Annotated in this window: 21 protein-coding genes; 4 read left to right on the top strand and 17 right to left on the bottom strand. The window is 66.6% G+C overall.

From position 1 onward, the window contains the following. Window positions 1-22 precede the first annotated feature (22 nt). Together JOF48_RS08420 and JOF48_RS08415 are read right to left on the bottom strand one after the other, a co-directional pair. A complete protein-coding gene (locus tag JOF48_RS08420) occupies window positions 23-901 on the bottom strand; it encodes an aldose epimerase family protein (protein WP_209679498.1) in 879 nt (292 codons plus the stop codon). Beyond that, complete coding sequence (locus JOF48_RS08415; protein ID WP_209679496.1) at window positions 898-4,227, bottom strand: DUF5107 domain-containing protein; 3,330 nt, start codon at window positions 4,225-4,227, stop codon at window positions 898-900. Before JOF48_RS08415 ends, JOF48_RS08420 begins: the two co-directional genes overlap by 4 nt. A 91-nt stretch (window positions 4,228-4,318) precedes the next feature. On the opposite strand from JOF48_RS08415, the gene JOF48_RS08410 reads away from it, so the two are divergent. Further along, on the top strand, window positions 4,319-5,185 hold the full coding sequence (locus JOF48_RS08410) for an AraC family transcriptional regulator (protein WP_209679493.1): 867 nt from the start codon (window positions 4,319-4,321) through the stop codon (window positions 5,183-5,185). 124 nt (window positions 5,186-5,309) lie between these two features. Here JOF48_RS08410 and JOF48_RS08405 read toward each other — a convergent pair whose 3' ends face one another. The 7 genes from JOF48_RS08405 to JOF48_RS08375 form a co-directional block, all read right to left on the bottom strand. Next, on the bottom strand, window positions 5,310-5,831 hold the full coding sequence (locus JOF48_RS08405; RefSeq protein ID WP_209679490.1) for an amino-acid N-acetyltransferase: 522 nt from the start codon (window positions 5,829-5,831) through the stop codon (window positions 5,310-5,312). A 9-nt stretch (window positions 5,832-5,840) separates the two neighbouring features. Further along, complete coding sequence (locus JOF48_RS08400; RefSeq protein ID WP_209679487.1) at window positions 5,841-6,560, bottom strand: TMEM175 family protein; 720 nt, start codon at window positions 6,558-6,560, stop codon at window positions 5,841-5,843. A gap of 114 nt (window positions 6,561-6,674) precedes the next feature. Beyond that, window positions 6,675-9,164, bottom strand: a complete 2,490-nt coding sequence (locus JOF48_RS08395; RefSeq protein ID WP_209679484.1) for an ATP-dependent Clp protease ATP-binding subunit — start codon at window positions 9,162-9,164, stop codon at window positions 6,675-6,677. Between the two features lie 186 nt (window positions 9,165-9,350). Further along, on the bottom strand, window positions 9,351-9,692 hold the full coding sequence (locus JOF48_RS08390; RefSeq protein WP_209679481.1) for a histone-like nucleoid-structuring protein Lsr2: 342 nt from the start codon (window positions 9,690-9,692) through the stop codon (window positions 9,351-9,353). A gap of 94 nt (window positions 9,693-9,786) precedes the next feature. Then, window positions 9,787-9,939: a hypothetical protein gene (locus JOF48_RS08385; protein ID WP_209679477.1), complete on the bottom strand. Its 153-nt coding sequence runs from the start codon at window positions 9,937-9,939 to the stop codon at window positions 9,787-9,789. Window positions 9,940-9,946: 7 nt separating this feature from the next. Further along, window positions 9,947-11,401 carry a lysine--tRNA ligase gene (gene lysS, locus JOF48_RS08380; protein ID WP_209684334.1) on the bottom strand — a complete coding sequence of 485 codons (1,455 nt, stop codon included), beginning with the start codon at window positions 11,399-11,401 and terminating at the stop codon, window positions 9,947-9,949. A gap of 209 nt (window positions 11,402-11,610) precedes the next feature. After that, window positions 11,611-12,642 (bottom strand): LacI family DNA-binding transcriptional regulator, encoded by a 1,032-nt coding sequence (locus JOF48_RS08375; protein WP_245346458.1) that lies wholly within the window; start codon window positions 12,640-12,642, stop codon window positions 11,611-11,613. Between the two features lie 169 nt (window positions 12,643-12,811). Between JOF48_RS08375 and uriH the strand changes: the two genes are divergently transcribed. From uriH to JOF48_RS08360, 3 genes are read left to right on the top strand one after another with little or no spacing between them, the layout of a single operon-like run. Further along, a complete protein-coding gene (gene uriH, locus JOF48_RS08370; RefSeq protein WP_209679475.1) occupies window positions 12,812-13,807 on the top strand; it encodes a uridine-preferring nucleoside hydrolase UriH in 996 nt (331 codons plus the stop codon). A 47-nt stretch (window positions 13,808-13,854) separates the two neighbouring features. After that, a complete protein-coding gene (gene uriT, locus JOF48_RS08365) occupies window positions 13,855-15,225 on the top strand; it encodes a uridine transporter UriT (protein ID WP_209684330.1) in 1,371 nt (456 codons plus the stop codon). Further along, on the top strand, window positions 15,222-16,148 hold the full coding sequence (locus JOF48_RS08360) for a ribokinase (RefSeq protein WP_209679472.1): 927 nt from the start codon (window positions 15,222-15,224) through the stop codon (window positions 16,146-16,148). Before uriT ends, JOF48_RS08360 begins: the two co-directional genes overlap by 4 nt. Before the next feature lie 455 nt (window positions 16,149-16,603). Here JOF48_RS08360 and panC read toward each other — a convergent pair whose 3' ends face one another. The 8 genes from panC to folP form a co-directional block, all read right to left on the bottom strand. Next, complete coding sequence (gene panC, locus JOF48_RS08355) at window positions 16,604-17,557, bottom strand: pantoate--beta-alanine ligase (RefSeq protein ID WP_209679469.1); 954 nt, start codon at window positions 17,555-17,557, stop codon at window positions 16,604-16,606. Between the two features lie 191 nt (window positions 17,558-17,748). Further along, complete coding sequence (locus tag JOF48_RS08350; RefSeq protein ID WP_209679465.1) at window positions 17,749-18,672, bottom strand: Rossmann-like and DUF2520 domain-containing protein; 924 nt, start codon at window positions 18,670-18,672, stop codon at window positions 17,749-17,751. Continuing rightward, window positions 18,662-20,209: a PH domain-containing protein gene (locus JOF48_RS08345; RefSeq protein ID WP_342591196.1), complete on the bottom strand. Its 1,548-nt coding sequence runs from the start codon at window positions 20,207-20,209 to the stop codon at window positions 18,662-18,664. The genes JOF48_RS08350 and JOF48_RS08345 overlap by 11 nt, the downstream gene beginning before the upstream one ends. After that, on the bottom strand, window positions 20,206-20,727 hold the full coding sequence (locus JOF48_RS08340; protein WP_245346457.1) for a PH domain-containing protein: 522 nt from the start codon (window positions 20,725-20,727) through the stop codon (window positions 20,206-20,208). Before JOF48_RS08340 ends, JOF48_RS08345 begins: the two co-directional genes overlap by 4 nt. Further along, a complete protein-coding gene (locus JOF48_RS08335; RefSeq protein WP_245346456.1) occupies window positions 20,720-21,235 on the bottom strand; it encodes a DUF3180 domain-containing protein in 516 nt (171 codons plus the stop codon). The genes JOF48_RS08340 and JOF48_RS08335 overlap by 8 nt, the downstream gene beginning before the upstream one ends. Before the next feature lie 118 nt (window positions 21,236-21,353). Then, entirely contained in the window at window positions 21,354-21,878 is a 525-nt protein-coding gene (gene folK, locus JOF48_RS08330) for a 2-amino-4-hydroxy-6-hydroxymethyldihydropteridine diphosphokinase (RefSeq protein WP_209679458.1), read from the bottom strand. Next, window positions 21,875-22,270: a dihydroneopterin aldolase gene (folB, locus tag JOF48_RS08325; RefSeq protein WP_209679455.1), complete on the bottom strand. Its 396-nt coding sequence runs from the start codon at window positions 22,268-22,270 to the stop codon at window positions 21,875-21,877. Before folB ends, folK begins: the two co-directional genes overlap by 4 nt. Then, entirely contained in the window at window positions 22,267-23,229 is a 963-nt protein-coding gene (folP, locus tag JOF48_RS08320; protein ID WP_209679452.1) for a dihydropteroate synthase, read from the bottom strand. The genes folB and folP overlap by 4 nt, the downstream gene beginning before the upstream one ends. Window positions 23,230-23,237: the final 8 nt, after the last annotated feature.

Here is a 23,237-nt window from a genome sequence, read left to right as displayed (position 1 = left end):
CCGCCGCGGTGCCGGTTCAGCATCACTTCAATACGGTTGTGCTGGACACGTCCAGGGCCCATTCAAGTGGTGCGCCGGCAGCAACGGTCAGGGCCATGCCCTGCCGCACTGCAGCGGAGAGCCGGTCCCCCCAGGAAGTTGATGGCTCGACGGCGAGCACGGGTTCCCGGGCAAACTCACCATTGTCCCAAAACAGTCCCAGATAGGGCAGGGCGGCCGGGTCCCAGCCGATCCTCAGGCTGCGGCCGCCTCCGTGGCACAGGACCGCCGCGTCCACCGTTGTCCTCGCGGCTGCTAAAACCTTCAAGGACGTGCCGGGGCCAAGCGTGCCGTGGACCGGTTCCACTGGGAAGCTGCGGACGGCGCCTTGGCCAGGATACATCTCCACAAGCAGCGGCGTGACGGGCTTCCCGGACAGTTCCAATGCCACCGTGGTGTCCGGCCCAGCGGCGAACTGCGGGTGGGCACACCACAGAAGCGGAACAGGCAGCGGGGATTCCGTGCTGGCCCGGTAGTCCAGTCGCAGCCCCGTGCCCGTGGCGGATATCCTCCGCTCGAGCCTGATGGGCAGGCTGCCCAGGTCAACGGACATCTCGAGCTCATCCGGAGCCGCCCGCCCCACGGTCCACGGAACGTTCCAGATGTCACCGTGGTCGGGCAGTGCCGGCACCGGCTTCCCCTGTTCGTCCAGCAGGCCCGCATCGGCCTGCACCGTGGGGGCGACCTCATCCCAGCCGCCCATGCCTTCCCGGACAAATGGCTGCCCGGGGCCTGCCGAAACGGTGGGCCGGCTTGCCAGCAGCCATTCAAAACCGTCGTCGCTGCGCAGGCTGGAAATGCGGGCGCCCCGGCCTGCGTGCACTTCCGCACGCAGGCCGGGGCCCCTCACAACATGCTTCATACGGGCAAGCCGCGAAGTGTCTCCAGCTGGCTGCGCAACCGGGCAATGGTGCGCTCCCGCCCATTTTGCGGGTCCTCGTTGAACAGCAGCATGGTGGGCAGCGAGGTGGCAAAGTAGTCGATCGTGGCCCGGCTCGCCTCAAGTTCTGCGATGTAGCCGGCCACGCCGTCTGCAATCTGCTCAGCCTCCGACGCGCGGCCCAGGTGGCGCAACGCCATGGCCGAGTAGTAGCTCTGCTCGCTGTAGCTCTGCACGTTCATGGCCTGGAAGTCGCCGCGGAACGAGGCGGCGTGTTCCCATGCCTCCGTGGCTTCATCGTCCCGGCCCAGGGCTGCGAGCGCGTCTCCACGAAGCAGCTGGAGGCGGGCTGAGTTGGCCAGCGGGTGGCGGGCTTCGCTCAGACTTGCGGGGCTGTCCATGGCAGAGTCCAGCCACGTGAGGGCCGCAGCAGGATCTCCGGCGCCAAGGGCCTCCTCGGCCAGGACAATGTTGGCCGCATCCCAGGCCGCGAGTGACTGGCCCTCGCCGCCTTCCCACGGCTGGAAGACGCGGGAGATGAGCCAGTTGCGGGCCTCGAGTGCACGGCCGGCCTCAATCAAGAGGTTGGCGAACACAACGCTGAGGTCATCGCGGACCTCCACCAGCCCGCCCAGCTTCTCAAACAGTTCCAGACGCTCGCCCGTGGTGGCACCGAGGCGCATGGCCAGCTGGTCGTACTCGAAGAACAGCTTGGAGTCGTCCGGGGCCAGGACGCGTGCCCGCTTGTAGGCGTCAAGGGCACGGGCGCCCTGACCCAACACGTTGTACGCGGCGATGCCCAGGTTTCGCAGCACAATCACGAGTGAGTCGCGCTCCTGCTCACCCAACGCTTCGGCGCCAAGGGCCTGCAGGGACGCTTCAGCGGACTCCCACAGCTCGATGGCGGAAGCGTAGCGGCGCTTGTCGTAGTGCCAGTTGCCCAGCAGCATGGCGGCGAGGGCGTCACTGCCGTCGTGCTTCAAGGCATTTTCGAGGGCCGCAATGTCGGTGCTCCGGGAGGCCTGGCACAGCGTGCGGTCAACCTTCCGGGCCTGGGCCAGCGCAGCCTGTGCCTCATCCGTGAGGCCCTTGGCGTCCAGCAGCAGCGCCCGGTGGTATTCCACGAGCGGCGCGACCTGGACCTGGCCCAGCGCGTTGCCCCGGGCCGCAACTGCGGCGAGGTCAAGGATGCGCAGCGCATCATCAACAAAGCCGGCGGTGGAGTACTCTACGGCGACATCGAGCAGGGTGGGCGCGTCTGCGGTCAGCGGCAGCCCCGCCAGGTCGCGTGCCCACATGTCCAGCGGGTCTCGCTGCAGCGTGCCGCCCAGCAGCGATTTTGCCTCAGCGGTACGGCCCTTTTCACGGAGCACGCGGACCATCAGATCAGAGGCCTGCAGGTGTGCGGCGTCAAGGGAGAGGACCTCTCGCAGTTCGGCGATGGCGGCGACGTACTGGCCGGCGCGTGCCTTCAGGCGGCCCATGGCGAAGCGGGCCGGAACACGCCAAGCGGAGTTCCATGCTGCCTTGCTCAGGAAGCGCTCTGCCTCGGCGTCGCGGCCGGTCTTGGTCAGGACGATGCCCAGGCGGTAGTGCGCCTCGCCGTCGGCCGGGTTGGAAACGTGCGCCACCATGCGGGATATGGCGGTGCGCAGCAATGCCTCTGCTGCAACGAAGTCACCGGCCCACATGCAGCGCTCGGCGAGTGCGATGTTGGAGCGCACCTCACCCGGGTCGCGGCGCAGCGCCTCGCGCCAGTACGGCTCGGGCAGGCGGGTGGCGTGGCGGTACTGGCGCAGGTACTGGCCAATGAAGAACAGCTCGTCAACGCTGCCCACGTCCTCCGGCACCGGAGGTTCGGTGGCCGGGTCCGCGATCTCGCCCGTGGCGACGGTCTGCGGGCGCGGCTGCCAGCGGATCAACTCGGTCTCGCCCTGGCGAACGGTCAGGACCAGTTCGGTGGCGTCGATGCTGCGTCCCAGCTCAACTGTGTGAATGAAGGGCTCGCCCGGGAGCAGTTCCACCTGCTGGGAGAACAGCGCCTCCCCTGCTGCCGTGTGGAGTTCGACGGCGCTGCCCGGCAACTGCTCAGCCGCGGAGGCCCCGAGGACTGCTTGGGTGCCGTTGACGTCCAGTCGGACGGCGACCTGGGTGGTGGCCTGGTGGGCCGGGCCGATCTGGTGGATGGGGTACCAGAACTGGCTGAAGGTCTTTGTTTCACCGGGGGTGAGGAAGGTGAAGTCGGGCTGGTTGTCGGTGAAGACCCCTGCCATGAGTTCGATGTAGGGGCCGTCGCTGTCGGTCAGCGCCGCATCCCAGGCATGGCCGAAGGGTGCGTCACCCCAGGTCCACAGCTTCTTGCCGGGGGCGTAGTGCTTGTCGGCCCAATGCACAAAGCCTGCACGGCGGGCGTGGTCATAGCCGCCGAAGAAGTCATCCTCGGTGGCGGTGACCATGTAGGAGGTGGGCACGGGGATGTTGCGGTACCAGTCGAGGCCGTCGCCGTCGGGCACCTCTTCCGTACGTTGGGCGGAATAGTCAACGCCGTAGTAGGTCTGGCCGGGCAGAGGTGCGGGGTAGCTGGCCGTGGCCCGCTTTGCGTGGTCGGCAACCTGGTCTACGTCCGTCGGGAAGAAGGCCTGGTAGTTGTCATCGACGGCGGCGGCAACGTTTGCCCACCACAGGAACGTCTGGGTTTCATCCGTGCGGTTGTACAGGCGAACGCGGGCCTCAATGGCGGCGCTGTCCGGGCGCAGGCGGATGCCGTGCATGCCCTTCATGCGGGTGAAGGGGTCGTGGTCTGAGCACCAGACAGTGACGGCGCCATCGTCCTCGTGCTCAATCTCAAAGTCTGTGGGCAAGAAGGTGCCGGGGCGGTGGTGCTGTGGCCAGTTGAACTCGATGCCGCCGGAGATCCAGGGGCCGGTCAGGGAGACCAGGGCCGGCTTGATGACGTTGTTGCGGTAGAAGAAATCGTAGTCGGCCACCTTGTCGTAGCCGATGTGGACGCGCCCGCCCAGCTCGGGCAGGATCACCACGCGCACCCATTCGTTCTCAATGTGCACTGCCTGCCAGGCGTGCGGCTTCTTCTCCTGGCTGACCCGCTCATGGAACGGCAGCGGGAAAACCTTGCCCGTGGAGCCCTGGTAGACACGCTGCTCAAAGAAGGAAGGCTTGCTGTCCGGGGCCAGCGGCATGTAGGTGTCAATGACAAGCGGCTCGGCCCATGCGGCGACGGCTTTTGCGGCCTGGTCGGCGGGCACCGGCGGAAGGTTAATACGCGAAGGAATGGATGATTCGTGGCTCATAGTCAAAGCCTAGGCACTCACAAGATCCGCAGGAATAGCGGTTTCAACTGAAAAACTGGACAAAACAACTGTTACCGGCAAATCTTGTGGCATGTCAGTTGCAGAAGGATTCCCCGGCCAGCGCCTGCATGTGCTCCCCCGACCCATGGCCGAGAAGGCGCTGGTGCGGGCAGGGACCCGCGCGCTGCTGGTCACGGATTGCGGATACTTCCCACAGGCCCAGGCCCACGGGCTCGAGCGGGACGCGCCCATCCGGCAGGCCGTGGTGTTGGTGTGCACGGCAGGTCGCGGCTGGTGCACGGTGGACGGCATCGGGCATCCGGTGGCTGCCGGGCAGGTGGTTGTCATCCCGCCGGGGGTGCCGCACTCCTATGGCAGCGAACAGGACGATCCATGGACGCTGTGGTGGATGCACCTTGACGGCAGCGAGCTGCCGGAACTGCTGGACGCGGCGGGCGCCGTTGGGCCGGCGCCTGTGCGCACCGTGGCCAACCTTTTCCGGGCGGTCGCGCTGCTGGAGGAGGTCGTCAAGCACATGGAGCGCGACACCAGCCCCGCGATCCTGTTCGCCGCCTCAGCCGCTGCGTGGCATTTCCTGGCGATGCTTGCCTCAGGAGCGGGCGGCGGCAGCCAGCGCAGCGGCGTGGTGGAACGGACCAGGGACTACCTGCAGGGCCACCTTGCCGAACGGGCCAGCGTTGCCGACTTGGCGGCCATGGCGCGGCTGAGCCCTTCCCATTTCGCCACGCTGTTCCGCCAGGAAGTGGGCCTGCCGGTCCTGCAGTACCAAACTCAGCTGCGGATGTCCCGTGCCAGGGAACTGCTGGACACCACTGACCTGCCGGTGGCGAAAATCGCGGCCGCCGTTGGCTATGCGGACGCCTTCTACTTCTCCCGGCAGTTTCGCACCGTCCACGGCACCACCCCGCTGCGCTACCGCTCGCAAAGCAAGGGTTGAGTGCCGGGCCAGGCAGGCCCGCCCGCCGGGCAAACCGCCATCAGACGGCAAAGAACAGGCTGGCGCCATGCAGAACAGGTCTGGAACATGTCCAGACCTGTTCTGCAGCTGACTCGGCGCCTCTTTAGAGCTGGCGGATCATCCTCGTGTTGCCGAGGGTGTTGGGCTTGACGCGGGCCAGGTCCAGGAATTCGGCGATGCCCTCATCGGCGGAGCGCAGCAGCTCGGAGTAGACGGCGGGGTCCACGGCGCTTTGGTCAGCCATCACCGTGAAGCCGTTGCGGACGAAGAAGTCCACCTCAAAGGTCAGGCAGAACACGCGGCTGACGCCCAGCACCTCTGCATTCTCCAGCAGCCGGGCCACGAGCGCCCGGCCCACGCCGTGGCCGCGCCAGGAATCGGCCGTGGCAAGCGTGCGGATCTCGGCGAGGTCCTCCCACATCACGTGCAGCGCTCCGCAGCCAACAACCTGCCCGTCCACCTCCGCAATGAGGAATTCCTGGATGGACTCAAAATATGTGACCGACTCCTTGGAGATCAGGATGCGCCGCTCGGCCAGGGGCGCCACCAGTTCCTTGATGGCATGCACGTCCGAGGTGCGGGCGGGCCGAAGGACAATGGCGGAGGTGGCGGGTGCTGAAGTCACCTTTTCAGTCTATGGCTCCCCGGCCGCATTCTTGGCAGCGGGTGCGGGCGGCCGGCCGCCACGGGCAAGCCGGGCCAGCTGCCACCGGCCGTGCAGCAGGGACGCCGGCAGGATCAGGACCCAGGAATACATGGCCCACACGGGGCTGACGAAGGCCACCGGGATCGACAGCAGGAACACGACCCACACCGGATCCGTGCCGTGCAGGACCAGCCCGTACAGGGCGGGGTCCAGCCAGTCGGCCATGAGCCCGGCCTTGTTCGCGTGGGTCCACAGCCAACCAAGGCTCTGGAACGCGCCGGCGACGGTGAGTGCATACAGCACCGGCGGCCAGGGGCTTTGTCCGTTCGCCTGGAACAGCAGTGAGGTGGGCACGGGAAGGAAGACGACAAAGAACAGGCACACCAGGTTCAGGCCCTGCAGTCCGCTGTCATAGCGCTCGACGGCGGTGAACCTGCGGTGGTGGTTCATCCACAGCCTGCCTATCAGGACGAAGCTCAGGATAAAGGCGGCCAGGGGCCCCAACTGGCCCGCAAGCAGCGTTGCCAGCTCCTCCGCCGTGGTGTCCGGCGGCACGGCCGGGAGCTTCAGGTCAAGGACAAGCAGCGTCATGGCGATCGCAAACACGGCGTCGCTGAAGAACATTGTCCGGTCCGTCGCCGTGCCGGATTGCAGCCGGCGGGCCCGGACCAGAAGGGGATCGGCGGTGCGGTTCCGGAAGGGAAACATGTCCCCACACTAAGGCCGGAGGAGTCGGCGCGCCAGAACCGCGCACAAAAAAGCGGGGCGCACAACCTGTAAAGGTTGCGCGCCCCGCAGAGCCGGCCAGCCGGCGTCGAACGGTTACGCGGAGGCGGTGATGGCTTCCGGAATGTTCGGCTTGGCGGTGCCCACAAAGGTGAACTTTGCGTCATCGCCCTCGCCCTCAACGTCCACCGAGACGATGTCGCCGTCCTTCAGCTCGCCGAAGAGGATCTTCTCAGAGAGGTGGTCCTCGATCTCGCGCTGGATGGTGCGGCGCAGCGGCCGGGCACCCATGGCGGGGTCGTAGCCGCGGGTGGCGAGCAGGACCTTGGCGGCCGGAGTGAGCTCGATGCCCATGCCCTTGTCCGCCAGGCGGGTCTCAAGGCGTGCAACCATGAGGTCCACGATCTCGATAATCTCATCCTGCGTCAGCTGCGGGAACACCACGACGTCGTCAACACGGTTCAGGAACTCGGGGCGGAAGTGCTGCTTGAGCTCCTCCGAGACGCGTGCCTTCATGCGGTTGTAGCCGGTCTGGGTGTCCGTGCCGGACTGGAATCCTGTCGCGATCGACTTGGAGATGTCGCGGGTGCCCAGGTTGGTGGTCATGATGATGATGGTGTTCTTGAAGTCCACCACGCGGCCCTGGCTGTCGGTCAGGCGGCCGTCTTCCAGGATCTGCAGCAGCGAGTTGAAGAGGTCCGCGTGGGCCTTCTCAACTTCATCGAACAGGACCACGGAGAACGGACGGCGGCGCACCTTCTCGGTCAGCTGGCCACCCTCTTCGTAGCCCACGTAGCCTGGAGGGGCACCGAAGAGCCGCGAGACCGTGTGCTTCTCGGAGTACTCGGACATGTCCAAGGTGATGAGCGCGTCTTCGTCGCCGAAGAGGAACTCGGCCAGGGCCTTGGCCAGCTCGGTCTTGCCGACGCCGGTGGGGCCGGCGAAGATGAACGAGCCGCCGGGGCGCTTGGGATCCTTGAGTCCGGAACGGGTGCGGCGAATCGCCTGCGAAATGGACTTGATGGCTTCGTCCTGGCCCACCACGCGGCGGTGCAGTTCCTCTTCCATCTTCAGCAGTCGCGTGGACTCGGCCTCGGTCAGCTTGAAGACCGGGATGCCGGTGGAGTTCGCGAGGACTTCGGCGATGAGCTCGTCGTCGACCTCGGAAATCTCATCCATGCCGCCGGACTTCCACAGGCGCTCCTTTTCGGCGCGCGCGCTGATGAGCTTCTGCTCGTCGTCGCGCAGCGCTGCCGCGCCTTCGAAGTCCTGGGCGTCAATGGCGTCTTCCTTGCGCTTCTTGACTGCCGCAATTTCACCGTCCATTTCCTTCAGCTCCGGCGGGGCGGTCATGCGGCGGATGCGCAGGCGGGCGCCGGCCTCGTCGATCAGGTCGATGGCCTTGTCCGGCAGGAAGCGGTCGCTGATGTAGCGGTCCGCCAGCGTTGCGGCGGCAGCCAGGGCGCCGTCGGTGATGGAGACGCGGTGGTGCGCCTCGTAGCGGTCGCGCAGGCCCTTGAGGATCTCGATGGTCAGCGGAACCGTTGGCTCCTGCACCTGGATGGGCTGGAAGCGGCGCTCCAGCGCGGCGTCCTTCTCGATGTGCTTGCGGTACTCGTCCAGCGTGGTGGCGCCGATGGTCTGCAGCTCTCCGCGGGCCAGCATGGGCTTGAGGATCGAGGCGGCGTCGATGGCACCCTCGGCGGCACCGGCACCCACCAGGGTGTGGATTTCGTCGATGAAGAGGATGATGTCGCCGCGGGTGCGGATTTCCTTGAGGACCTTCTTCAGGCGCTCTTCGAAATCGCCTCGGTAGCGCGAGCCTGCCACGAGGGATCCCAGGTCAAGGGTGTAGAGCTGCTTGTCCTTGATGGTCTCCGGCACGTCGCCGCGCACAATGGCCTGGGCCAGGCCCTCGACGACGGCGGTCTTGCCCACGCCGGGCTCACCGATCAGGACGGGGTTGTTTTTGGTGCGGCGGGAGAGGATCTGCATGACGCGTTCCATCTCGTGCTCGCGCCCAATGACGGGGTCAAGCTTGTTTTCCCGGGCTGCCTGGGTCAGGTTGCGGCCAAACTGGTCCAGCACAACCGATCCGGCAGGGGTGCCTTCGGGCTGCTGGCCGCCGCTGGCGACGGGTTCCTTGCCCTGGTAACCGGAGAGCAGCTGGATGACCTGCTGGCGCACGCGGCCCAGGTCTGCACCCAGCTTCACCAGCACCTGCGCGGCAACGCCTTCGCCTTCACGGATCAGCCCGAGCAGGATGTGCTCAGTGCCGATGTAGTTGTGGCCCAGCTGCAGCGCCTCACGCAGTGAAAGTTCCAGGACTTTCTTGGCGCGCGGAGTGAACGGGATGTGCCCGCTGGGTGCCTGCTGGCCCTGTCCAATGATTTCCTGGACCTGTTCACGCACGCCGTCCAGCGAAATGTTCAAGGATTCAAGGGCCTTGGCGGCAACACCTTCACCCTCATGGATGAGGCCGAGCAGAATGTGCTCTGTGCCAATGTAATTGTGGTTGAGCATGCGGGCCTCTTCTTGGGCCAGCACAACAACGCGTCGGGCTCGGTCGGTAAATCGCTCAAACATTTCGCACACTCCTTTTACTGCGTACTTTGATGCTACGCAGTGCCGGGGTGCCGTGGGGGCTTGTTCGCCACAGGGGAAATAGCAAATCGCCGCCGGCGCCATTTCCGCAGGTGGTTAAAGCACGACGGCGGGACAGCCCCGTGTGGGGAGTCCCGCCGTCAAAGGTGCCAGCCGGGGCCGGGGCTGCTAGGCGTTGCCGCCCTGTGCCGCGTAGTAAGCTTCGCGGATTTCAGCCTGGATTCGGCCGCGCTCGTGGACGGTGTAGCCGTTGTCACGGGCCCATGCACGGATTTGCGCAACATCACTGTTGCCCTTGGGCGCTGCGACGGGGCCGCGGCCGCGGACTGCACGTCCGCCAACACGGCGGCCGGCGCCAACGTACTTGCTCAAAGCGTCCCGCAGGGCCTGTGCGTTGTCGGCGGAAAGATCAATCTCGTAATTGATACCATCGAGTCCGAAGTTGACGTTTTCGTCCGCCGGGCTCTGGTCGAGATCGTCAACGAGAGTGATGTGGATTTTCTGTGCCATGATTGATAATCGCCTCACATAGATTTGATGAATACTTCATGTCAAATTATGTAGGTAAAAGCCAGCCGCGTCAAAGGTTGCCTGCTAATGGGTCTCAGTTTTTAACTTCTCCACCTGCATCAGCTTCATGCTCTGCCTGGGAATATGCATCGCGCTCTGACTTATCCGCGTTGAATATAGCTTTCATGGCGAAGTAGAAAAGCACGCCCACACCAAGCGACGGCAGGATAACTGCAACATATTCCATATCTGTACTACTCCTGCTCTGGCTTCATCAGGGGGAAGAGAATGGCTTCACGAATGCCCACACCCGTAAACAGCATGACGAGCCGGTCAATGCCAAGGCCCAGCCCGCCCATGGGCGGGGCACCGTATTCCAGGGCGCGCAGGAAGTCTTCATCAAGCTGCATTGCCTCGGGATCGCCCGCGGCTGCTGCGAGGGACTGCTGGGTAAGCCGTTCGCGCTGAATGACGGGGTCAATGAGCTCGGAGAAGGCGGTTCCGGTTTCCCGGCCGTCGATAATCAGGTCCCACGCCTCAATGAGGTTGTCCTTGTCGCGGTGCGGGCGCGCCAGCGGCTGGGCCGACGGCGGATAGTCGCACACAAAGGTGGGCTGGATAAGTGTGGGTTCAACAATTTCGCCAAACAATTCGACGACGAGCTTCTCTGCATCCCATGCCGGGTCAACGCCGACGTCATGCTTTTGCGCAATGGTCCGCAATTCATCGGCAGACGTGTCCGGGGTGATTTCGCTGCCCACTGCATTGGAGAGTCCCTCGTATACGGGAAGCCACGGCCATTCGCCGTCGAGGTTGATTTCCCCGCGGTCGGTGGTAATAGTCCGAGACCCGGTTGCATCGGCTGCTGCAAGAATAATGCGCTGCATTGTTTGGGCCATGGTGAACTGGTCGCCGTAGGCCTCATATGCCTCAAGCATGGTGAATTCCGGGCTGTGCGTGGAATCGACGCCTTCGTTGCGGAAAATGCGGCCGACTTCAAAGACCTTGTCCATGCCGCCAACCACGGCGCGCTTGAGGTACAGCTCAATGGCAATGCGCAGCGTCATGGGCTGGTCAAAGGCATTCAGGTGTGTGTGGAAGGGGCGGGCGGAGGCGCCGCCGTGGATGAGCTGCAGGATGGGCGTTTCGAGCTCGATGTAGTCTTCGCCGTGCAGGGTGTCCCGGATGGCCTTGATGATGGCGGAGCGGGTGCGGACCTGCTCGCGGGCCTTGTCGCGGACGATCAGGTCCACATAGCGCTGGCGGACGCGCATTTCCTCTGAGAGTTCGGCATGCAGGACCGGCAGCGGCCGCAGTGCCTTGGACGCCATGGCCCATTCGGTGGCCATGACGGACAGCTCACCGGTGCGGGAGCTGATGACCTCGCCCTTGATGAACACGTGGTCGCCCAGGTCGACAAGGGACTTCCAGTCCGCAAGCGCCTCTTCGCCAACATTGGCAAGTGACAACATGATCTGCAGGCGGGCGCCCTCACCCGACTGAAGGGTGGCGAAGCACAGCTTGCCCTTGTTGCGCACGTACACGACGCGGGCACTGATGCCGACAATCTGCCCGGTGGTGGAGTCGGCTTCCAAATCGGGGTACTTGGCGCGGATTTCCTCGATGGTGTGGGTGCGCTCCACCCCCACCGGATAGGCCTGTTCGCCCCGTTCAAGCAATTTGGCGCGCTTGTCCATGCGGACCAGCATCTGCTCGGAGACGTCACTGGGTTCAGGGGTAAAGTTATTTTCTGCGCTCACGAGTTAATAGTTTAGATGGTGAATCTGTGTATACCCTACGTGCCGGCCGTGAGGCTCTCCCCGGCACCTTCCGCCCTTATTTGGGTCGCACGGATATTGGGGCGATTCGGCAGAAGCAAACACCCGCGGTGCACCACAACTGCGCACCCGATATTGATCTATGCGAGGGTTGAGCCGCGCACCACGAGGCTCGAATCCAGTGTGAGCGCTCCCCCTCCGGCGCCGCCGTCCATGAGTTCCAGCAGGCGGCGGCCGGCCAGCCGCCCCATCTCCAGTGCGGGCAGGTGGACGGTGGTGAGGCCCGGATTGGACGTCTCGGAATAGGGCAGGTCGTCAAAGCCGGTCACGGCAAGGGCCCGGGGAATTTCGACGCCGGCCACCCGCGCCTCCTGCAGCACTCCGTACGCCTGGGTGTCGGTGGCGCACACGACGGCGGTGGCCCCGCGGGCGGACAGGCCCGGCCAGGCCCGGGCAAATTCCATGGCAGCCGTGCCGACGTCGATGGTGGTGGCCTGCATGTCCACAACGTCCAGGCCCAGGCGCCCGGCCTCGGCGGCAAAGGCCTCGCGGCGCACGCGGAACGTCTCGGTTCCGGTGGTGCTGTCGAGGTAGGCGACTCTCCGGTGGCCCTGTTCGGCCAGGTGGGCGGCCAGCAGCCGCCCACCGCCGGCAATGTCAAAGTTAACCGACGGGGTTTCACTGGCGATGCCGGCCGCGTCGAGCAGCACGGTGGGTTCGGTGGCACGCAGTTCCGCCAGGAACCGGGCACTGGGGGCGTCGATCAGAAGCCCGGCGGGGCGCAGGGCCAGGAGGCGGCGGACGTCGGCGGGTTCGGGGGTCCGGCCGGCGTCGGTCACGGACAGCAGCAGTGCAAAGTCCTGGCCGATTTCCCGGCGCACGCCCGCGATCACGTTGGCGAAGAACGGGTTGGAGACGTCCGGGGCCACCATGATCACGATGTTGCTGCGGCCCTTGGCCAGGGAACTGCCGAGACCGTCCACCACATAGCCCAGCTCGGCCACCGCCTGCTCCACCTTGGCGATGTTCTCGGCGGACACGCGCCCGGCCGTCTTGCCGTTGGTCACGAGGGACACCGTGGCCGCCGATACCCCCGCCCGGGCTGCAACCATGGCAGCCGTGACGCGGGCAGGGCCGGCGCTGCGGGCCGGGGGTGCTGGTGGCTGTTGCATGGATCGATCGTACCGGCGCAGGGGGCGGACCCCGCAACCCCAATGGGTCAAGCGCTTGACGCAATTCACGTTAAGCGCTTGACGTCCTCCGCGGTGCGGTGCCAGAATAAGTTACCGTGCACCACCGGAATTCCCGGAGACGCCCCAACGACGTGGAGAAAACGTGAACATGGAACAGCTTTCCGCCCCCGCCAACGCCGCCCCGGTTGATGCCGGCGGGCCCCGCAAGATCATCCTTGACTGCGACCCCGGCCATGACGATGCCGTGGCCATGCTGCTGGCACACGGCAACCCCAACATCGAGCTTCTGGCCGTGACCACGGTGGTGGGCAACCAGACGCTGGAGAAGGTCACCCGCAACGCCCTGAGCGTGGGCACCATTGCCGGCATCACCGGCGTCCCCTTTGCCGCCGGCTGCGACCGCCCGCTGGTGCGCAACATCGAAACTGCTCCCGACATCCACGGCGATTCCGGCATGGACGGCCCGGAACAGCCCGAGTCGGCGATCGAGCTCGACCCGCGCCACGCCGTCGATCTCATCATTGAACTCATCATGTCCCACGAGCCCGGCACCATCACCCTGGTGCCCACGGCAGGCCTGACCAACATCGCCATGGCGGCCCGCAAGGAACCGCGGATCGTGGAGCGCGTGAAGGAAGTTGTCCTGATGGGCGGCGGCTACCACGTGGGCAACTGGAGCGCCGTGGCCGAATTCAACATCAAGATCGACCCGGAAGCGGCGCACATAGTGTTCAACGCCGGCTGGGAAGTTGTCATGGTGGGCCTTGACTTGACCCACCAGGCGCTGGCCACCCCCGAGGTGGTTGCCGCAATCGAGGCAGTGGGCACCAAGCCGGCCAAGTTCGTCATGGAACTCATGGAGTTCTTCACCCAGACCTACAAGGACGCCCAAGGCTTCGACTACCCGCCCGTCCATGACCCGTGCGCCGTCGCCTACGTCATTGACCCCACCGTCATGACCACGCAGAAGGTCCCCGTTGACATCGAGCTCACCGGCACATTGACCCTGGGCATGACTGTGGCCGACTTCCGCGCCCCCGCCCCCGCCGACTGCAAGACCAGCGTTGCCGTCACCCTGGACCACAAGAAGTTCTGGAACATGGTCACCGATGCCCTCGTGAACATTGGCGAGGTCGAGGCGTGAGCTTTTCCGCAGTAAAAACCGTCAGGGGCGGCAACATCACCGCCCTCATGGTGGCCCTGCTGGCCGCCTGTGTCGCCTTCCAGCTCAACGCCTCAATGCTCAGCCCCGCCCTGGTCACGATGGGCGAGGAACTCAACGCCAGCCAGGCCGCAATCGGCCTCTCGCAGACCTGGTTCTTCACCGCTGCAGCAGTCTTCTCCCTGTTCCTGCCGCGCCTGAGCGACATCATCGGGCGCAAGAAGGTGCTGCTGGGCATGATGATCCTGATGGGCGTCGGCTCGGTCATCTCCGCCATGGCTCCGGACATCACCTGGCTCTTCATCGGCCGCATCATCCAGGGCGTCAGCGGGCCCACCGTGCCGCTGGCCCTGATCATGCTCCGCTCGGCCGTGAAGGACCCCAAGCGCTACGGCGCCCTCATGGGCCTGATCACCGCCGTCAACGGCGGCATCGCCGGCATTGACTCCTTCGTGGGCGGCTACTTCGCCGAGCACTTCGGCTTCCGCAGCATCTTCTGGCTCATGGTTGTCATCGCCGCCATTGCAGTGCTGCTGATCGTGCTGCTCGCCGGGGAAAGCAAGCCCGGCGAAGGCACCCGGATGGACTGGCTGGGCGTATTCTTCATCGTCATCGCGGTCGGCGCCCTGCTGACCGCCCTGAACGAGGCAACCAAGCTGGTGGGCGGCATCACGACCGCCCCGCTGGTGACCTCGCTGGGACTGGCGGTGCTCGCCGTCGTCGCCTTCATGGCATTCTGGGCCGTGGAGAAGCGCTCCGCACAACCCATGGTGGAAATTGTGCACCTGCGCAACCGCTCCACATGGGCCCCGCTGCTGACCACCACGCTGACCATGACGGGCATCTTCGCCGTCATCAACGGCATCGTCCCGGCGTTTGTGCAGGCGGCCGACCCCGGCTTCGGCATCGGCGCCACCCAGATGAGCCTGCTCATCCTGACCCCGTACGCACTGCTCGGCTGGCTGTTCGGCCCCATCACGGGGCGCCTGGCCCCGGTCTTCGGCTACACGAAGATGCTGCGGATCGGCCTCCTCGGGAGCATTGCGGCACTGGCCATCATCGGCTTCCTGGGCCTGAACAGCCTGGGCTGGATGATCACGGGCACGGTGCTGCTGGGCATCATGTACGCAGGTACAGTGAACATCATGCTCAACGGCCTTGGCGTGGTCCTCTCCCCCGAGGGCAACCCCGGTTTCCTGCCCGGCATGAACGCGGGCGCCTTCAACCTGGGCGCCGGGCTGAGCTTCCTGGTGCTTCCGGCCATCCTGGTTGCGACCGCTCCGCTCGGGGCGCACGCCTCCTACCTGACCGTTGTCATCGTGGCCCTGGCCGTCACGGGCGCCGCATTCGCCGCGTCCCTGCTTGTCCCCAAACCCGTCAACGCGGAGGTTGCCCCATGAGCAGGATTGTTGTTGCCGGCTCGCTCAACGCGGACCTGACCATCTACTGTGAACGCCTGCCAAGCCCCGGTGAGACCGTCCACGGGAACGACTTCGCCGTCAACCCCGGCGGCAAGAGCGCCAACCAGGCCGTTGCGGCGGCCCGCCTCGGCGGCCAGGTGACCCTGCTCGGCGCCGTGGGCGCGGACCCCAACGGCGACATGCTCGTGGCCTCAACCGCGGGTGCCGGCGTGGACGTCAGCCACGTGGCGCGCGTGTCCCGGCCCACCGGCGTCGCCGTGATTTCCGTGGACACCGCGGGCGAAAACAGCATCATCATCTCCGCCGGCGCCAATGCCACCCTCGCCCCGGAACACATGGACCCGGCGCTGTTTGCCGGCGCCTCCGTGGTCAGCCTGTGCCTTGAGGTCTCCCTCGACACGGTCCAGGCCGCCGCACAGGCCGGGCACGACGCCGGAGCAACAGTTCTGCTGAACCTCTCGCCCTTTGCGCCGGTTGCGCAGGAGCTGGCGCGGCTGACAGATGTCCTGCTGGTCAATGCACATGAGGGTTCGCAGTTCCTGGGCGGCTATGACATGCCGGCCGCCGACGCCCCCGCCAACGCCTGGCACGGGGCGCTGGAGGAGTTTGTGCGGCACGGACTGAACAAGGTGCTGCTGACCCTGGGCGCCGACGGCTCCGTGGTGCTCGACGCCACGAACTCCGCCGCGCCCGTGGTGCGGATTGCCCCGACCGTTGTCCAGGCCGTGGACACCACAGGCGCCGGCGACGCCTTCACCGGTGCGGTGGCCGCCCGGCTGGCCGCCGGTGACTCCCTGGTTGACGCCGCCCGCTACGCGTCCGTCGCGGCAGCACTTGCGGCAACGAAGAAGGGCACCCAGGCGGCATACCCGTCCTCCGGCGAGGTGGCCGCGCGCCTGTAGCACCCTGCCGCGGTCCCACACGGCCCCGGCTCGACCCGCTCGCGACCCAGCGCGACCCAGCGCGACCCACTCGGCAAAGAATGACGCCGATCCGGCTTTCTGATCCCGGAATCCCGGTGGCACAAGGCGGGATCGGCGTCATTTTTGCTCTCAGGAGCCCGATGTTGCAGATTTATCCGAGGGGTATGTTGTTGATCAGCCGGACCCGGCAGGCGGTGCCGTCACGGGTGCTGTGGCAGCCCAGCCGTAGGTCCATCTCGGTCATTGAAGCAGCCGATAATGCGCAACTCCCCGTCGAAGCAGCAGAAGTTGCGAAATTCCCCGTCGAAGCAGCAGGTCATGCGATGAAATCAGTCAATCCATCGCATTATCTGCTGCTTCAACGCGGCGAATCGCAGGTGCTGCTGCTTAGATTCCCGGTGCGCTCAAAATTGTGCACCCACTGCGCCCTGATCTCAGGAGCCCAGCGGCATGTTGTCGATCAGCCGGACGGGGCCCACTTTGGCGGCAATGAGCGCCAGCGCCTCGCCCGTGAAGGGGGTGTCCTGGCAGTTCTCGGCGCGCACGGCGAGGGTCTGCGGGTCCACCACTTCGAGGTAGTCCAGCTCCACGCCCGGGGCGCTGCGCACAAGCTCCTCGGCGGATGCAATGTCGAGGGGTTCGTGGGCGTCGGCCCGGCGCTTGAGCAGGCGCAGCGCCCGCGAGAGGACCAGCGCCGAGTCGCGTTCCTCCTCCGAGAGGAAGCGGTTGCGGCTCGACGAGGCCAGGCCGTCCTCGTCCCGCACGGTGGGAACGGCCACGATGTCCACGGGGAAGTTCAGGTCCGCGGCCATGGTGCGCACCAGGGCCAGCTGCTGGGCGTCCTTCTGCCCGAAATAGGCGCGGTAGGCCGGGCGTCCGGCGGCATCCGGGGCGGCCAGGCCAACACTCGGCAACCCCACGTGCAGCAGCTTGGACACCACGGTCAGGGCGCCGTCAAAGTGGCCGGGCCGCGAGGCGCCCTCGTACAGCTCCCCCAGTTTTCCTGCCGTGATGCGCACGGCGGGCTCGCCGTTCGGATACATCTCCGCCACCGAGGGCGCAAACATGAAGTCGACGCCGGCCTCCTCCAGGAGTGCCAGGTCCGCTTCCGTGGTGCGCGGGTACCGGTCGAGGTCGGCAGGGTCGCCAAACTGCAGCGGGTTGACGAACACGGTGGCCACCACCACGGAGTTCTCGGCCACGGCGGCCCGCGCCAGAGTGGCATGCCCGTGGTGCAGGGCGCCCATGGTGGGGACCAGGCCGAGGGTTCCGGGCAGCACGTCCGTGCCCGCGCGGCCCACCAGGTGCGCCTGCCCCGCCCGCGCCTGCAGCAGCATAGACGCCTTCGCCTGCAATTCCGCAATGGTGCCGACAAGTTCAATGCCCATGGTCTCTACCCACTTTCACTCCTGCACGCACCGGGCCTTGGCCCAATGCTGTGCGCGTCCACATCTGCACGCATCGAACCTTGGCCCAATGCCGTGCATTCCACTCCTGCACATCTTTAATACGTCACGACGCCTGCGCCCGGCAAGTGCCCGCCCGCACGCCGCCCGCCGTCTCCCGGCGGGCCACCATCCTAGCTGCCGCCAGCCCCGGTGCCGGGTTCGCCGTCGGGCATCAGGGCCGCCTGGACGGCCAGGTACGCCTCCGCGGACAGCAGCCGGCGGCGGGCCGCGCGCGTGGCGGTGGCCCCGGACATGGCCAGGTAGGCGTCGATGATGTCGCCGGCTCCGGTGTCCAGGGCGTGCTCGCGCAGGGCTTCCGCATGCGCCGCGACGGTGCCGGCATCGCCCCGGGCGACCGGGCCGGTGAGCGCGGACTCGCCCGCGGTGAGCGCGTTCTCCAGCGATGCGCGCAGCAGCGGTCCCAGCAGCTGGTTGGGGGCCTCGACGCCGATGTCGCCCAGGATCTGCGCCGCCTGCGCCACAAGCGTGACCATGTGGTTCGCAGAATGTGCCAGGGCTGCATGGTAGAGGACGCGGTCGGCCTCGGCGATGACCACGGGCTCGGCGCCCATCTCCACGACGAGGGCCTGGGCGATGGGCAGCATGGCGGGCTCGGCAGTGACACCGAAGCTGGCGTCCGTGAGCCGGGACAGGTCCAGGCTCATGCCGGTGAACGTCATGGCCGGGTGCAGGGCGAGCGGGATGCCGCCGGCGGCCTTGACCGGGGCCAGCACGCCTATGCCGAAGCGCCCGGAGGTGTGCGCCACCAACTGGCCCACCTGCCAGGCGTTCATGGCGGCCAGGCCCGTGACAAGGCCGGGAAGGGCGTCGTCAGGGACGGCGAGAAGCACCAGTTCGGAGCGCTCCACAATGTCGGCCACCTCAAGGACGGGGACGCCGGGAAGCAGGAGTTCGGCACGGTCTTTCGAGGCGTCGGAGACGGCGGAAACCCCGACGACGGCGTGCCCGGCACCGCGCAGAGCCGCGCCCAGGACGGCGCCCACCTTCCCGGCGCCAATGATGCCAATGCCGAGGCGGCCCGGCTTAATCGCCATGGTGGTTCTCCTTCAGTGGTTGGTGCGCCGCAGCTGCGGGTTCCGGGCTGGGCGTCGCCGGGGCGTCCGGTGCAGGGGGCGCCGGGGGCTCGTCCTGCGAGAGCCATTTTTCCTTGCGGTGGAGGCGCCGGGCCGTTGCTGCGCGGAAGGCCTGTTGGTCAAACAGGGCCAGCGCATTGGCCGTGGACATGTGCCGCACCAGGGGGTGGATGGGGCCCACGGTGGAGTGCAGTTCAAAGTTGGCCAGGCCCAGTGCCTTCATGATGGGGCCCTGCCGCAGGGCAAGCGACTGGGTCCGCTCGTGCGGGACAACCTGGAGCCTTCGGAAGACCAGGCCATGGCGGCACAGCAGGGCTGTGTCCGTGGCCCGGTAGGCACTGCGGCGCCAGGTCAGCGGGTCGATCCACCGCGCCTGCCGCGGCGAGTGCACAAAGCCGTGGGCGTCCGCAGGCCCCTTGAGCCCTGCCGTGAACACCTCAAACGGGTTCTCCACGCCGGGGTTGGGGAAGACCAGGCCCAGAACGGTCATGACCTCGTCGAGGGTGCCGACCGGCAGCAGCACGGTGCGGGTTCCGTTGTCCGAACTGTCTGAACCGTAGCCGGCCACATTGACCCGCACCTTGTACCAACCCAGCGGCCGCCACATGGGCCCCTGGCTGATGTCCACGGCCTGCACGCGGCCGGGTGGAATGGTCTGGGAGCGGGTTTCCAGCATGCCGTAGTGCAGCCGCACACCGTCCGGGGACACCGCGATCCGGAAGTTGAAGTCGGTGGTGACGGACTGCCAGTAACTGGCAAAGATGCCGATGAAGAAGGGTACGGCGGCCACCATCACTGCCCATTCCCCCGTCCAGATCCATGCCACTGCCGCGCCCGCAATGACCAGCAGCGCAAACACGGAGGTGCCGCTGAAAATTGCGGCCGCAAAGATTCGCGCGGGCGGCAGCGCCAGGGCGTGCACCTCCGGAGCTTCCTGCACTTCCGTCGGCGCGTCCGGATCAACGTGGACGCCGGCGGCCCGGGCCAGGATGGCGGCCCGCAGGCGCTTGGCCTCCCGAAGCTTCAGGAAGGACAATTTCAGGGCCGACTTGCCGCCGTCGGCCACCTCAAACTTCAGCTCAGCCAGGCCAAACGCGCGCGCCAGCAGCGGCTGCACCACGTCAATGGCCTGCACCCTGTCGATCCGGGCCCGCCTCTGCTGGCGGAAAATCACCCCGGAGTTGATGTGCACGTGCTCGTCTGTGACCTGGTAGCGGGTGAAGCGCCATTGCAGGAAGAAGGCGATGCTGAATACCAGGACGGCGACACCCGTCACCGCGAACAGGACCCGCAATTCGGCCAGGTCCGGGCCCTTCACGCCGATGCCGTTGTCAGTGGCGTAGAACAGCTCCTCGAGGGAGTTTCGGCCAAGGACAAACACGATCGCGGCAACGGCAACCCAGCCTCGGACCAGCGGGGAAATGGGATGGACCCGGTGCCAGATGTCCACGGGGTCGGTGGTCAGGGCGGGCTCTTCACCCACCAGGTTCCCGCTCACAGCCCGGCCAATTTTGCCTCACCGCGGGAGGACAGCTGCTCGCGCAGTCGTGATGCCTCCGACGCCGGCAGCCCCCGGAGCAGTGCGTTGGTGCCCGGCGAGGCGGTGTGCAGGTGAATGGTGCTCAGCCCCAGCATGCGCTCCAGCGGGCCCATGGAAACGTCAACATATTGCATGCGCCCGTAGGGGACCACCATGACCTTGTGGAACATGATGCCGCTGCGCAGGAGGAGGTCCTCGTCGCGTTCGGCGTACCCCATGGCGCGCACCTGGCGCGGGACGATGGCCATCTCCCAAACCGTGACCACCACGACGGCGGCCGGCAGCAGCCAGGCGAGCCATGCGGGGTAGCCTTCCCACACGCCCACCAGCATCAGGACGAGCGGGATGGCCGTGAGTGCGGCAATCACCAGGCCTGTCAGGCCGCGCTCGATCAACCGGGCGGTGATGAGGTTTTCTGAAACCGGCAGGAAATCCACGCCGGCGGGGTCGATGGGACTGCGGTGTGCCTTAGGCAAATTCTTCCTCCCCGCGGCCCTCGTGCTTGGGCCGGGTTTTCGCTGCCGGATCATTGTCCTCCGGCGGCAGCTTGCAGAACCGTTCAACCATGACGCCTACTGCCACCATGACCAGCCCGCCGGCCAGAAGTGCCACGATCTGCCAAATGACGGCAAGGTCTGCGCGCATGGCGACGGTGGGGAGCTGGTCCAGCATAATGCCGGCATGCCAGCCAAACAGCACTGCCCCTGCATAGGCGCACGCCTGGGCAAGCACCACGGTGCGGGCGGCCAGCAGCGGGTCGAGGTGTTTGTTCCGGTTGCCGTCGCGCCAGCGGCGGACCTTCAACCCGAGGATCAGGCACACAACAACGATCAAGCCCATGGTGATCAGCGAACTCAGGGGCAGGACGGGCAGGGCCATGCTGGCCCTGGAGGTCAGTTCGGTGACCAGCCATCCGACCGCCGCCGTGACCACGGCCACGGCCACCAGCCATGCAGGCCTGATGGTCCGCATCGTGTTACTCATTGCTGCCTCATCGCTTTGCCGGGAACTACATATTTAACCGTACTGGGTTTTTGCAGGAATGCACTGGCCCCGGCGCGCCAAAGTTGCTGTGCGCGGTCCGCGGCCGGAATTCGGGGCGCTAGGGCTCCTGGCCCTGCGGCACATCCTGCACGTGGGCAATGCCTGCCATGTCCGGTGCCGCCGCCGCAAGGGCGGCAACCGACTCCCCGGCCAGGGTTGCCTGCGGGTCCATGAGCGACCACGGGTAAAGCACAAAGGCCCGCCCGGCCGCCCGCGGGTGCGGCAGCGTCAGCACGGGGTCCGCGCTTGTCACGGAGCCGTAGCTGATGATGTCCACGTCCAGGGTGCGGGCACCCCAGCGCACCTCCCGGGTGCGGTGGTGCGCCAGTTCCACGGCCTGGCAGTGGGCCAGCAGGTCCAGGGGCTCCAGAGTGGTCTCGACCGCGATGACCATGTTCAGGAAGTCCGGCTGCCCGGGTGGCCCGCCAACGGGCTTGGTGGTCACCACGGGAGAGACGTTGAGCAGGCGCACCTCGGGCCGGTCCACCAGGTCTGCGACGGCACCTTGCAGCGTGCCCTCGCGCTCGCCCAGGTTGCTGCCCAGCGCCAGGACGGCCCGGACGTGTGGCTGCGGGGCAGTCATGCCGGCACTGCTTCCCCGGCGGCGCTGCGGCTGCGGAACACGGTGATGGCGACGTCGCCAAACGGCACCTGGATGGGCGCCTTGGGCTTGTGGACGGTGACCTCGACGGCGTCGAGCACCGGGAAGTCCGCCAGCAGCTTCTCCGCGATGCGGGTGCTGAGCGTCTCGATGAGGTCGTGCGGGTCGCCGGTCACCAGGGCCACAATGGCCTCGGCCACGGCGCCGTAGTCCGCGGTCTTGGAGAGGTCGTCCGTTGCGGCCGCGGCGGCGATGTCCAGGTGCAGCACCACGTCGGTGATGAACGGCTGCCCGTCGCGCTTTTCGTGGTCAAAGACGCCGTGGTAGCCGATGGCGGTGACGCCCTTGAGCGTGATGGTGTCGGGGCGCGTCACTGTGCGTCCCGGGCCTGTCCGGCAGCGGCCAGCCGTGCGTCGCGGCTCTTCCGCCCGGCCCGCAGGCGTGCGGCGACCTTGGCGGCGTCAAGGCTGGCGCCGACGTCGTGCACGCGGACGCCCCAAATGCCCTGCGCACCGGCGAGGGCGGAGGTGGCGGAGGTGGCGTCGTCGCGCTCCTTGGGGGCGGCGGCCTTACCTGCACTGGTCAGCAGCGAGCCGAGGAAGCGCTTGCGGGAGGTGCCCACCAGGATCTTGTTGCCCATTTCTGCCACGCGGTCCAGGTTGGCCAGCAGTTCCCAGTTCTGCTCGGCGTTCTTGGAGAAGCCGATGCCCGGGTCCAGGATCAGGTTTTCGGCCTTGACGCCGGCCGCGTAGAAACGTTCGCGGATCTCGCCGAGTTCGGCGACGACGTCCTCCACCACGTCCGTGTATTGCGTGAGGGAGTCCATGTGGCGGGAGTCGCCGCGGCTGTGCATGAGCACATAGGGGACCTGGCGCTTGGCGATGAGCGTGATCATGTCCTCGTGGACGTTGGCGCCGGAGACGTCGTTGATGAGCCCGGCACCTGCGTCGAGCGCCAGTTCGGCCGTGGAGGCGTGGCGGGTGTCCACGCTGACCAGCGCGCCGGCCTTGGCCAGGGTGGCGATGACGGGCAGGATCCGTGCCTGCTCCTCGGCCTCGTCCACGTCCTCGGCGCCGGGCCGGGTGGATTCGCCGCCGACGTCGATGATGTCGGCACCGCCGTAGTACATGCGCAGGCCGTGGGCGATGGCGGTTTCGGTGGAGTTGTAGTCGCCGCCGTCGCTGAAGGAGTCAGGGGTGCAGTTCAGGATTCCCATGACCACCATGCGGTCCGTGGGAAGGGAGGCAAAGGTGGTCATTGACTTGCGTGCGCGGAGCACGGGCAGGGGCGAGGTGGCCGGGCCCGTGCCGGGTGCGGCTGCGAGGGAATCCATGGTGTATC

Origin of the sequence: Arthrobacter stackebrandtii (genome assembly GCF_017876675.1) — a bacterium.
GTDB lineage: Bacteria > Actinomycetota > Actinomycetes > Actinomycetales > Micrococcaceae > Specibacter > Specibacter stackebrandtii.
This window is presented reverse-complemented; position numbering and strand designations above follow the sequence as displayed.